Raw genomic sequence first — 12035 nt, 5'->3', positions numbered from 1 at the left:
GGGTACGGCGAGGCCTGATGGCCCACGCTCCGAGCGGCGCTCTATCTGGGGTGATGTTCGTAGCCGGGGTCGCTGGGCCAGTTGGGTTGGAACAGGTGCCATTGCGACGGGGCGCGCCGGATCAGGACTTCCAGTTCCTGAGCAATGAGCTGAGTGATCCGCTGAACGTCATCACGAAGTCGTTTTTCCTGCCGTTCGACAGGAATCGGCGGACGGACGTACCCCAGGTGACCATCGAATCGGTCCGTGAAGTAGATGCCGGTCGGGAGAATTGGCGCTCCGGTCCGCAAGGCGACAGTTGCTGCACCGCCGGGCAACGTGGTGCGCTCACCGAAAAACTCCACTTCGGGGCCACCGCCTTGAATGTCACGATCAGACAGCAGACACACGACGTGGTTGCTGTTGAGCGCCCGGATGACCGCCTTGCCCGCCTCAGGGCCGACCGGGACGACGGTCATGCCGAGCTTGGATCGCAGATCGACGAACCAGTCGAACAACTCAGGAGGCTCAAGTCGCTCCACGATCACGGTGATCGGGTGCCCGCGGTCGGCAATCCAGCGGCCGGCCCATTCCCAACCGCCAAGATGCGGCAGCGCGATGATCGCTCCTTTTCCAGCATCGAGCGCTGTGAGGAGGTGGTGGTAGCCATCTTCTCGGAAGGATCGGGCCACCGCGCGTTTTGACATGGTCGGCAGCCGAAAGCTCTCGATCCAGTAGCGGGCATAGGAATCGAACGACTCCTGGACAGCTCGACGCAGCCGTAGGCCGCGCAACGTGGGGTCAACGCGTTGGAGATGCCGCTCGATCATTGCCCGGCGTTCCGGGCTCGCGAAGTTGGCACCCAAACCGGCAGGCGTGGCCAGCCCAGCGGCTAGCGCCCGAGGCAGGAGTCGTGCTGCGAGCGCACCTGCCTTGTAGGAGTTCGTGGTGATGCGATTCGCGAGTTGGTCGGCGTGCCAGCGCGGATCGGCGAGGTTGCCCCAACTCGGAGTGTCCGAAGCCTTCGAGTCCCGTTCGTCGCTCACGCAGCGTTGCGCAGTGACTCTGGCGCCGCTGCTGGGCCGCTCACGGCTTGCGGCGCGGGATGCTGGTGCGGCGAAGCGCGGTTCGAGCAACTCGGCGGCTCTGGCGACGTGATCGACGCATCTCGATCCGGGCAGCCGTCACTGGTGCAACGTCGGCTGCCGTCCAGACCTTCCAAAATCGCTGAACCGCCGTGATCGAGGTGAGTACCAACATGATCCAGAGAATCGGAATGAGGAGAACGTTGAAGGCGAGGCCGATGAGGAGCGCAATGATTCGTTCGGCGCGCTCCATCAGACCACCCTTGGCTTCGATTCCAAGCGACTCTGCCTTGGCCCGCTGGTAGCTGATCACCGAAGAAACCGACGCCACAGCAAACGGAAGCAACACGATGCGAGGATCTTCGGTGAGGGCGAAATGCCAGCCGATACCGCCGAGGAGCAGTGAGTCGGTGACGCGGTCGACCGTCGAGTCAAAGAAGGCACCCCGTTGGCTGGACGTTCCTGAGGCTTTGGCCAGTGCCCCGTCGAGGAGGTCGGGGAGCGCAGCTAGAATGACGAGGGCGAGTCCGACCCAGAGACGGCCGAAACCAATGGCCACTGCCGCTGCAATGCCGACCAGCAGGCCAACGATGGTGAGATGGTCGGGGGTGAGGCGGGTCTTGCGCAGAAGTGCGCCGATCGGCTTCACCGCTCTGTCGACCGGCTTTCTGAAAGTGCCGTCAAACATGCTGCAACGACCTTACTCGGTCTCGTCGTTCTCCTCGATGAGGTGCTCCAGGATTTTTCCGTCGACAGCATCGACGAGAACCAGACCGCGCTGGACGGGTGGTTCTTCGGCCGAGTAGCACAGCACGCGCCATGTCGGGCGGCTCCGAAAGCCCCGCCAGACCTGCTGGGCCGAAGCATGTCCGACGGCAAAACCGACCGCACCCTGGGCTGCAACGAGTGCTTGCTTTTCGTCAATACTCATCCGCCAGCCACTCGTCATCGAGAAAATTCCGACAGCGCCCAGCACCCCGGCCCCAACGAGCCAGCCGGTGTTCACCACGGCGGCGTCGGTCGCAACGAAGTAGACGAGCGCAGCAACTGCTGCAAGCACCAAGTACATCGCTCCGGGCCAGCGCCGACGGCTGTTGTCTGGAAACAGATAGGCGCCAACGAACCCCGCCGGGTTCAAGTCGTCAGGCAGCACGTCGATTTGATCGTCGGTCATCGCCATCAGCCTACGAGCGCCACATGGAGGTCGGGCCACCTGTGACGCCCGGAACCTTGTCTCGCAGGGCCAGGCGATCGCAGGGCCAGGCGATCTGCGGACCAGGCGATCTGCGCGTTCAGGCGGTCGGCGCGTTCCAGGCTGTACGAATGCGGCTGGCAGTGACGACGAGTGCCTCAGGCAGCGTCTGCACGTTGGCGATTGTCGACATGAAGTTCGAGTCGCCGTTCCAACGCGGCACAACGTGCATGTGGAGATGTGTGGGGATCGAGCCACCAGCTGGACGGCCCAAATTGAGCCCAATGTTCATGCCGTGCGGCCGATACTCCTCGCGCACCACCGCAGCCGCCTGCGTCGTGACTGCCCAGAGTTCCGCGCTCTCCTCGGCTGTGAGCAGCTCGATCTCCGCCACCTCGCGATACGGCAAGACGAGCACATGACCGGACGTGTACGGATGGATGTTGACGATCGAAAAGACGTGCTCCGCACGATGCACGATGTGCGTCTCCTCGTCTGGCAATCCGGACTCGAGTAACTGTGTGAAGACGCTCGGATCGTCCGCTTCGCTGCCCGTTGCCGGGTTCGCTCCGACGCCAACCACGTAGCTTGAGCGCCACCCCGACCAGATCCGTTCGAGCATCAGGCCTGCAGTGCAGCAGTCTCGGCGTCAGCGACTTCAGCCTGGAAACGGGCAACAAAACCATCGAGTGGCACGTCGCGCTCGACATCAGGCGCGCCTTCGGCCTGCATGTCGGTACGGATGTTCACGCCGATTGTGCGGGCCGCGACATCGTCGTCACCCACGACGAGCACGTACGGGATTTTATCGATTTTTCCGTTGCGGATTCGTTTGCCTAAGCCATCGTCCGCTGCAACCATGTCGACGCGTGCGCCTGCGGCCTTGAGGGCTGCAACGACTTCTGCAGCGTACTCCTCGTGAGGTGACGACACAGGGAGCACACGAACCTGCACGGGCGCGAGCCAGGTCGGGAAGTTGCCGGCGTAGTGCTCGATGAGTACCCCGAAGAACCGTTCGATCGACCCCATGAGGGCGCGGTGCAACATGATCGGCCGATGCCTGTTGTTATCGGCGCCCACGTATTCGAGGTCGAACCGCTCGGGCAGGTTGAAGTCGGCCTGAATGGTGGACAGCTGCCAGGAACGGCCAATGGCATCTCGAACGTCGATGTCGATCTTGGGACCGTAGAACGCTGCATCGCCCTTTTTGACCGCATATTCGAGGCCGTGGGAGTCGAGCGCCTCGCGCAGCGCCGTCGTTGCGGTCTCCCAGATCTCATCGGTGCCAACCGACTTGTCAGGGTCACGCGTCGACAGGTTGAACGTGAATTCTTCGAAACCAAACGCACGGAGAACCGACAGCACAAAGTCGAGGAGGCCAGCGACTTCGCCTGCGAGCTGCTCTTCGGTGCAGTAGATGTGGCTGTCGTCCTGTGTGAAGCCACGGATCCGCATGAGGCCGTGCAGCGTGCCGGCACGCTCGTAGCGGTAGACGGTGCCAAGCTCGAAGAGGCGAAGCGGCAGTTCGCGGTAGCTGCGCTGACGGCTGTCGAAGATCAAACAGTGCATCGGGCAGTTCATCGGCTTCGGGTAATACGTGCCGTTGTCCATCTCCATCGGCGGGTACATACCGTCGGCATAGAAGTCGAGGTGGCCAGACGTCTCGAAGAGGTTCGCGTTTGCGAGGTGCGGTGAGTAGACGAAGTCGTAACCGCCGTTCTCGTGGCGCTGACGGCTGTAGTCCTCCATCAGCTTGCGGATGATGGCGCCCTTCGGATGCCACACGGCGAGGCCGCCGCCGAGTTTGCTCGGGAAGCTGAGTAGGTCTTGTTCGACAGCGATCTTGCGGTGATCGCGTTTGAGTGCCTCTTCGAGCTGATGGAGATGATCGGCCAGCGCCTGCTTTGACTCCCAGGCCGTGCCGTAGACGCGTTGGAGCTGCGGACCCTTCTCGTTGCCACGCCAGTACGAGCCGGAGACCCGCTGCAACTTAAAGAAGGGAAGCTTGCCGGTGCTGGGCACGTGCGGCCCGACGCACATGTCGACGAACTCGTCAGTGTTGCGGTATGCGCTGATCACGCCTCCGCCACTGACTTCGCCAGCATCTTCGGAGTCGGCTGCGCCGCCATCTTGCTGAATTGACTCCACACGCTCGATGATTTCGACCTTGTACGGCTGGTCTGCGAAGAGTTCCTTTGCTTGTGCCATCGTGTGCTCAGAGCGCGTGAACGGCTGATTTTGCTTGACGATTTCCTTCATCTGCTTCTCGATGAGCACGAGATCGTCGTCGTTAAACGTCTTGCCGTTGGGCAGATCGAAGTCGTAGTAGAAGCCGTTCTCGATGGCTGGGCCAATCGTGAACTTCGCGTCCGGGTAGAGCTGCGTCACCGCCTGAGCGAGGACGTGGGCCGTCGAGTGGCGCAGGACGTGACGGCCCTCGTCGGTGTCGTTCGTGATGATCGACACCACATCGCCCTCGGTCAGCGTGGTGGTGAGGTCGGTCTCGTGCCCGGCAATCGTTGCGGCCACAGCGGCCTTGCGGAGGCCTGAACCAATCGACGCAGCGAGATCGAGGGCAGTTGAGCCTTCGGGCAATTCGCGCGTCGTTCCGTCAGGAAGCGAGATCGTGATGTTCGACATGAACAGCCCAGGATAGAAGCGACGGCTCGTTGTCCGGCGAACCGTTTCGGATTGGCCCCTGCTCGGGAACCAGCGCTCAGCCCTTTGCGGCGAGCGCGATTCGCGCTTCGTCGACCTGCTGCTGTTCAAACCGGTTCGCAGCGTCGGTGACATTGCCCACACGGGCAGCAACGGTCGGCTCCGTCTCAGCAGTCTGGCCGTGATACTGGTTGACGTACGTCTGACCTGACAGCTCGCGGACCTCGAACATAACCTCATCGATCATCGAGCGCCATGCCATGTGCTCTGCGCCGCGGTTCATGTACCGCTCGGGTTTGATCGGGCGACCGATCCTAATTTCGGCGGTCTTGCGCAGCTTGGGGACCTTGGCATCCGGCGGTTGGATTTCGTCGGTTCCAACGATGCCAACCGGATAGATCGGGCAGCCGACCTTCATGGCCAACCGCGCTGCACCGGTGCGGCCCTTGCCGAGGGTGCCGTCGCGGCTCCGGGTGCCTTCGGGATAGATCCCGAACAACTCGCCGCGGTTAAGTACTTCTTCTGCGGCGTCGAGCGCAGCGTTGCTCGCTGATCCGCCCGAACGGTCGATGGGGATCATGCCCAACGCCGGGAACAGAAATTTGGTCTTCCAAGAGTCCATGTATTCGGCCTTACCCACGAACGAGATGTTGCGCGGCACCGTAAACGCCAAGAACGCCGAGTCGAGAAATGAAATGTGATTCGGGCACAGGATTGCCGGGCCGTCGGCCGGGAGGCGCTCGTAGCCACTGAGCTGAATATCCCACAATATCGACACAACGGGAGCGCCGATCTTGCGCACCCGGCGTTGCAGATTGCCCGCTCCTGGGCCGTCACTCATGAAACCAAACACTAGGACACTGCAGTTGCGCAGGTGAGGCGCCTGAATGAACTTACGGTAAAGCGACGCTCACATCACGACCCATCACGTCTTGTCCTGTCTTGCGTGCGTTGCAGGTGGTGCGGCGCGCCGCAACCCTGCGCGAGAATCACTCGAAGTTGACGCCGAGCAGTTCTGCTGCCTCGCGAACGCCTTGGCCCGCGGCTGCAGCGGCATCGATCGCGGCAAGTGCACCCGGTGTGTCGAGGTCGTCGTCGAGGCAATCGCGCACCGCGTCCAGCAGGCCGAGGTTGGACGCGTCGTTGGCGAGCCACGATTCAAGGCGCGCCTTATTGCGCGGCATCAACTCGTCGTCCCATTCCCATTCGACCCGGTAATTGTGTTCGATGATCGCCAGGCGAATCGAGCGCGGGTCGTACTCAGCACGCAGCGCATCAACGAACACGAGGTTGCCAAGGCTCTTCGACATTTTCTGGCCGTCCATCGAGATGAGTGCCGTATGCATCCAGTGCTTGACGAATTGCTCGCCGGTCGCCGCTTCGGACTGCGCCTTCTCGCACTCGTGATGCGGAAAGATCAGGTCGGCACCGCCGCCGTGCAGATCGATCGTCGTGCCGAGCTCACGTAACGCAAGGGCAGAACACTCGATGTGCCAGCCCGGGCGGCCTGCGCCCCACATCGTGTCCCACGCCGGCTCGTCAGATGCGGAGGGATGCCACAGAACGAAGTCGAGCGGTGATTTCTTGTTCGGGTCGTTGATGTTGCCGCCGCGGTCTTTCGCGTAGGCGAGCATCTGCTCTTCGGAGTAGCCACTCATCGAACCGAACGAGTCAACCTTCGACACGTCGAAGTACACCGAGCCACCAGCTTCGTAGGCAAAACCCCGGTCGAGCACCATGCCGATGAAACCGCGGATGTCAGGAATGGCAGACGATGCTCGCGGGCTCGATGCGACGGGCAACGCATTGAGCGCCTCCATGTCGCGCTCGAAGCGAGCTTCTTCGGATGCGGCAAGGTCGAGGTAATGCACGCCGAGTTCGCGGGCTTTGGCGAACAACGGATCGTCGACGTCAGTGACGTTACGGACGCATCTGACAGTGTGGCCCATGTCGATCAGCCTGCGCTGCAGCATGTCATACGCGATAAATGTGGCGGCGTGGCCGAGATGGGTCGCGTCGTACGGCGTGATGCCGCACGTGTACATCAAGACGTTCTCGCCGGGTTCGAAGGGGACGATCTCGCGGCGTGCTGTGTCAAAAAGTTGCATCGTCATCGCTCAACGCTCGCAGTGCCCTGTTTCATTCCCATTGATGTCACAGGGCCAGCGTGCCACATCGCTGCAACACCCCCTTGAGTGTCGGGCGCGAGTCACAGCTCACTCCGTTTTGTGTGAGCGATAGCAGCAACCGACGCCGCTTCAGCTCGCACAAACGCCTCGGCTCCGTTTTGTGTGAGCGATTCCGGCAACCGAGGCTGCTATCGCTCACACAAAATCAGGGTGCTCCAGCGGCTACGTTTCGGCTCATGGGTCTGCTCGACGGAAAAAACATTGTGATCACCGGCGTCCTCACGGATGCATCACTCGCATTCGGCGTGGCGAAGATCGCACAGGAACAGGGTGCGAACATCGTCCTCACCGGCGCTGGTCGCGCACTGCGTTTAACGCAGCGCACCGCCCGCAAGCTCGGCACAAACCCGGACGGTTCCGAAATCGAAGTGTTCGAACTCGACGTCACTGTGCCCGAGCACGGCGTGGCGGTCCGTGATGCGCTGGCCACAAAGTGGGGACGGGTCGATGGAGTGCTGCACGCTGTTGGTTTCGCACCGGCGTCGTGCCTCGGTGATGATTTCATGGACGCCCCATGGGACGACGTCGCCGTCGCGATGCATGTGTCGACCTATTCGCTGAAGGCCCTCGCCGACGCGTTCGTGCCGCTGATGCAGCCGGGCGGTTCGATCGTCGGTCTCGACTTTGACAACTCAGTTGCCTGGCCTGCCTACAACTGGATGGGCGTCGCTAAGTCGGCGTTGCAGAGCCTGTCGCGCTACCTGGCCAAGGAGCTTGGGCCACAGGGCATCCGCTGCAACCTCGTTGCCGCTGGCCCGATCCGCACGATGGCAGCCAAGTCAATCCCTGGCTTCGCCAAGTTCGAAGACATCTGGGACGACCGCGCTCCCCTGGGCTGGGACGTCAACGACTCCGAGCCCGTGGCGCGCACTGTCTGCGCCATGTTGTCCGACTGGTTCCCGAAAACAACCGGCGAGATCGTCCACTGCGACGGCGGCTTTCACGCAACTGGTGTGTAGGCGGGCTCAGCCGTCGAGATCGGTCAGCGCCGACGAGTCGCTCCGCGCCCCGCAATGGCCTGGAGCACCAGGAGTAAGAGCACCGCACCAATTGCCGCTACTCCAATGCTCCGAATCGAGAACTCGTTCACACCCTCACTGTCGATCGTTGACATCAGCCAGCCGCCAATGAGCGCTCCGAGCACGCCGACGATCATCGTGTACACGCAACCGCTGCGGTCATCCTGAACGATCCACCGGGCGAGGCCACCGGAAATCAATCCGACGACGATCCAGCCAACGATGCTCATGACCGTGACGCTAGCCATCTGCGCCTGGGCTCACCCGAAGAACCAGCGCGCAGTCATCGCTGGTTCGTGTGGCGTTACCCTCCCGATCATGAACCGGCTTGCCGACGAGACGTCTCCCTACCTGCGGCAACACCGAGACAATCCAGTCGACTGGTTCCCGTGGGGAGCCGAGGCGTTTGCCGAGGCAAAGGCCCGCAACGTTCCCGTGCTGCTGTCGGTCGGCTACTCGTCGTGCCACTGGTGCCACGTTATGGCCCACGAATGCTTCGAAGACGCCGAGGTGGCAGCGAAGATGAACGAGTTGTTCGTCAATGTCAAGGTCGACCGCGAAGAACGTCCTGACATCGACCAGCTCTACATGGATGCCGTGCAGGCCATGACCGGTCGCGGTGGCTGGCCGATGACCGTGTTCATGACGCCCGACGGCGAACCTTTCTACGGCGGCACGTACTTCCCGAAGGAACAGTTCCTCCAACTGCTGACCTCAATCACCGAGGTCTATAACGAGCGGCCCGACGACGTTCGCAAGAACATCTGCCAATTGATGACGGCCGTCAATCGCACCGCGAGACTCTCGGCCGGCACCGAAATCCCTGACGTCGAACAACTGAACAACGCGGTACAGGGCCTCGGAAAGGCATTTGACCCCGAGTGGGGCGGGTTCGGTCAGGCACCAAAGTTTCCGTCGACGTTCAACCTCGAACTCATGCTCCGCGCCTACATGTCCAACGGCGCCGACGCCGCCAAGGACATCATCGTCACCACCCTCGACGCCATGTGCTCGGGCGGCATGTACGACCACATCGGTGGCGGGTTCGCCCGTTACTCGACCGACCGCGAATGGCTCACGCCGCATTTCGAGAAGATGCTGCCGGATCAGGCCCTACTTGTGCGGACCTACCTCCACGCCTTCGTCGTCCTCGGCCAGCCGCAGTGGCGTCAGGTCCTGATCGAGACCATTGGTTACGTGCTCACAACGCTGCAACACCCCGACGGCGGCTGGTACTCGGCTGAAGATGCTGACTCCCCCGATGCAGACGGAAAGGGCGTCGAGGGCCTGTTCCACACGTGGACTCCCGCTGAGGCCCGCGCGGCGATGCACGACGTCAAGAAAGAAATCGTCGAGGCAACCATCGACTGGTACGACATCACTGACGAGGGCAACTACGAAATTATCAATCACGGCGCCAAGACCGGCGTCGGCAACAAAGCCGGCAACAAGAAGAAGAAGACCGACACACCCGTCCGCCGCTCAATTCCCAATCGTTTGCAGGCCCGAGGTGTACTCAAACGACCCCGCGAGCTCGACTACGGCACCTTCCGGATGGCGCAGGCTCGCAACGAGCGCATGAGGCCTGGTCTCGACGACAAGATCATCAGTGAATGGAACGCCATGTTCCTCGCCACCCTCGCCGAGGCCGCGTCGGTGTTCAACAACCCGACCTGGCTCGAAGCTGCAAAGAAGAACGGCGAGTTCCTACTTCGCGAGCTCCGTCGGCCCGACGGCCGCTGGAACCGCACCTGGCATGCAGATGGGGCACCGCAGGCTCGCCACGAAGCACTCGCAGGCGACCACGCCCATCTCGTCGACGCGTTCACCCGGCTTGCTGAAGCCACCGGCGAGGCGCGCTGGATCGAAGCGGCCATCGAGACCGCCGACACGATGCTCGACTGGTTCTGGGATCCGGTAGAAGGCGGAGTCTTCACCATCGCCGAAGACGCAGAAGCACTGATCGCTCGCCAGAAGGATCTGACCGACACAGCGCTGCCGTCGGCCAACTCAACCGCAGCCTTGGCGCTCTACCGACTCGCCGGCCTCACCGGAGAGATGCGCTACTCCAACCAGGCCGATCGCATCCTGCAGCTGCTCGGCACCCAGGTCGACCAGGGCATCGGCATGTTCTCGAACGCACTCATCGCCGCCGACCTGCGCCGTCGGGGCACGACCGAAGTCGTCATCGTCGGCGACCGACCCGACCTCCTGCGCATGGCCCAGTCGGTTTGGCGGCCTGACACCGTGCTGGCCTGGGGTGAGCCATACGACTCGCCACTATGGGAGGGCCGCGAAGATGGCTACGTCTACGTCTGTCGAGATCACGCCTGCCAGGCCCCACAAGACACCGTCGAAGGCTTCAGTGAGCTCCTCACCGGTAAACGCATCTCGCTGCCCCCCAACCCAGCCGAAGCCACCGTTGAAACGTCACCCGAACCTGACATCTGATCCCGACCCGAGTCTGGGAGTGTCACGTTTTGGTCTGACCCGAGCGTGACAGGTCTCAGTGCGACGACGGGTGTGTCCAGCCGTTCCGGTGGATGATCTGATCGGGTGAACGACGCGGGCGATTGGAACTGCGTCCTGCACCCTCTCCCTGCTGGGCATCGTCGCCTTGATCAGTAAGCGGGTAACCCAGCGCGAGCGCGCCGAGTAACTCCAAATGCTCAGGGATACCGAGTTCGGTTCGGATAGCTGCTTCGTTATTGAACACGCCGAAGAACAGCGCTCCGAGGCCAACGTCTTGCGCGCCAAGCAGCAACGTCATCACCGACATCGACGTATCGATCGTCCAGTACGGGACTGGCCAGGCCTCTTCATTTTCGCCCAAACCGGTCCGCGCCTTGTCTGGCTCGGCGTAACGGTCGACATAGGCGCTCGCATCGGCGAGCGGGAGGGCGATGACCGGAGCGTCGAGCAGATGCTTCCACCGGAATGCTGCACGTTTCTCGACAGGCAACGACAGATCCCAGAAACGAGCTGTGGCAACGCCTTCGAGCACAACGAGGTGCCATCCCTGCGTCTTACCCGCACTCGGCGAGCGCGACGCAAGGTCGACGAGATCGTCGATAATTGCAGGGTCGACGGGATCGTGCCGGAACGCCCGCGTCATCCGCCGGTTGCGAACGACTTCTGAAAACTCGGTCATCGACCGAAGCTCAGATGTTCGCTCAGCGCTTGCCGAGCTTGACGAGGTCTTCAGCCATAGTCCATCCGTACACGATCATCGCGCCGCCCTTGGCGACCGGAACGTCTTCGAACATTGCAACGACCTCGGGGTCAAGCGTCTCGGGCTTCGCCGACTCGAAGTCCATGTAGCCATCTTGCGCACCGGACTTAGCGATGAACGTTTTGGCGTCGTATTTGGAGTCGATGCCGTAGCGCTTCGCGAGGCGACGGCCCCATGCACGCTCTTCGCCGACGGCATCGTTGCCAGGCCTGGGTGTGAGATCGTCGAGGTCCTTGAGTGCAACAACCGAATCGGCATTGACGAAGCGGCAGCCGACGACCACGTCTTCATCGGGGAACGCCATCAGCGCACGGTGATACGCCTCGCTCATCAGGCCTCGGAGTACCTGATCACGCTTGGACGTGCGCTTGACGCTCATCAAGCCAAACAGCACGCACGGCGTGCCACCGATGCGCTCAAGCGTGGCGAAGTTGAACCCGTGCAGCGCATCACCGAAGCGTGCAGTGGTGATGAGCACCCAGTCTTCTTTTGCCTTGGACAAGGCACCCGCATTGAACGCATCCTCCATCGACGCCAATTCGTCGAGGTCGGTGTCGGTCAGTGCGGACGCGTCATTGGTCGAAACTTCAAGTGCCATCTCCACCATTCTGCCACCGGTTTCACGATTCAAATCAATTACGAGCCAGTTCGTCGAGTTCGGTTCACCTGGGTGGACCGACC

General features: G+C 62.0%; 12 protein-coding genes. 2 read left to right on the top strand and 10 right to left on the bottom strand.

Annotated features, from left to right (window positions below):
* Positions 1–41: 41 nt before the first annotated feature.
* From ACH2EI_RS05370 to cysS, 7 genes are all read right to left on the bottom strand, one after another.
* Complete coding sequence (locus tag ACH2EI_RS05370) at positions 42–1025, bottom strand: phosphatidylinositol mannoside acyltransferase (RefSeq protein WP_395151789.1); 984 nt, start codon at positions 1023–1025, stop codon at positions 42–44.
* A gap of 40 nt (positions 1026–1065) precedes the next feature.
* The gene (locus tag ACH2EI_RS05365) at positions 1066–1752 is read right to left on the bottom strand and encodes a CDP-alcohol phosphatidyltransferase family protein (RefSeq protein WP_395151791.1); all 687 of its coding nucleotides are present in this window, start codon (positions 1750–1752) and stop codon (positions 1066–1068) included.
* A 12-nt stretch (positions 1753–1764) separates the two neighbouring features.
* Positions 1765–2238, bottom strand: a complete 474-nt coding sequence (locus tag ACH2EI_RS05360) for a hypothetical protein (RefSeq protein ID WP_395151793.1) — start codon at positions 2236–2238, stop codon at positions 1765–1767.
* A gap of 118 nt (positions 2239–2356) precedes the next feature.
* Positions 2357–2878: an HIT family protein gene (locus tag ACH2EI_RS05355; RefSeq protein ID WP_395151795.1), complete on the bottom strand. Its 522-nt coding sequence runs from the start codon at positions 2876–2878 to the stop codon at positions 2357–2359.
* Entirely contained in the window at positions 2878–4896 is a 2019-nt protein-coding gene (gene thrS, locus ACH2EI_RS05350; protein ID WP_395159359.1) for a threonine--tRNA ligase, read from the bottom strand. The genes ACH2EI_RS05355 and thrS overlap by 1 nt, the downstream gene beginning before the upstream one ends.
* Positions 4897–4972: 76 nt before the next feature.
* Positions 4973–5755 (bottom strand): lysophospholipid acyltransferase family protein, encoded by a 783-nt coding sequence (locus tag ACH2EI_RS05345; protein ID WP_395151799.1) that lies wholly within the window; start codon positions 5753–5755, stop codon positions 4973–4975.
* Between the two features lie 148 nt (positions 5756–5903).
* A complete protein-coding gene (cysS, locus tag ACH2EI_RS05340) occupies positions 5904–7028 on the bottom strand; it encodes a cysteine--tRNA ligase (RefSeq protein WP_395159357.1) in 1125 nt (374 codons plus the stop codon).
* 251 nt (positions 7029–7279) lie between these two features.
* Here cysS and fabI point away from each other — a divergent pair, with 251 nt between their 5' ends.
* The gene (gene fabI / locus ACH2EI_RS05335; RefSeq protein ID WP_395151803.1) at positions 7280–8062 is read left to right on the top strand and encodes an enoyl-ACP reductase FabI; all 783 of its coding nucleotides are present in this window, start codon (positions 7280–7282) and stop codon (positions 8060–8062) included.
* A 23-nt stretch (positions 8063–8085) separates the two neighbouring features.
* On the opposite strand, the gene ACH2EI_RS05330 is transcribed toward fabI, so the two are convergent.
* Positions 8086–8352: a GlsB/YeaQ/YmgE family stress response membrane protein gene (locus ACH2EI_RS05330; protein WP_395151805.1), complete on the bottom strand. Its 267-nt coding sequence runs from the start codon at positions 8350–8352 to the stop codon at positions 8086–8088.
* A gap of 88 nt (positions 8353–8440) precedes the next feature.
* On the opposite strand from ACH2EI_RS05330, the gene ACH2EI_RS05325 reads away from it, so the two are divergent.
* A complete protein-coding gene (locus tag ACH2EI_RS05325) occupies positions 8441–10573 on the top strand; it encodes a thioredoxin domain-containing protein (protein WP_395159355.1) in 2133 nt (710 codons plus the stop codon).
* Positions 10574–10628: 55 nt separating this feature from the next.
* Here ACH2EI_RS05325 and ACH2EI_RS05320 read toward each other — a convergent pair whose 3' ends face one another.
* Positions 10629–11273, bottom strand: a complete 645-nt coding sequence (locus tag ACH2EI_RS05320) for a nitroreductase family protein (RefSeq protein WP_395151809.1) — start codon at positions 11271–11273, stop codon at positions 10629–10631.
* A 22-nt stretch (positions 11274–11295) separates the two neighbouring features.
* A complete protein-coding gene (locus ACH2EI_RS05315; protein WP_395151811.1) occupies positions 11296–11952 on the bottom strand; it encodes a hypothetical protein in 657 nt (218 codons plus the stop codon).
* Between the last annotated feature and the right edge of the window lie 83 nt (positions 11953–12035).

It is taken from the genome of Ilumatobacter sp., assembly GCF_041688325.1.
Classification (GTDB): Bacteria; Actinomycetota; Acidimicrobiia; order Acidimicrobiales; family Ilumatobacteraceae; genus Ilumatobacter_A.
The sequence above is the reverse complement of the archived record's forward strand: the minus strand, read 5'-3'. Positions and strand labels throughout refer to the sequence as shown.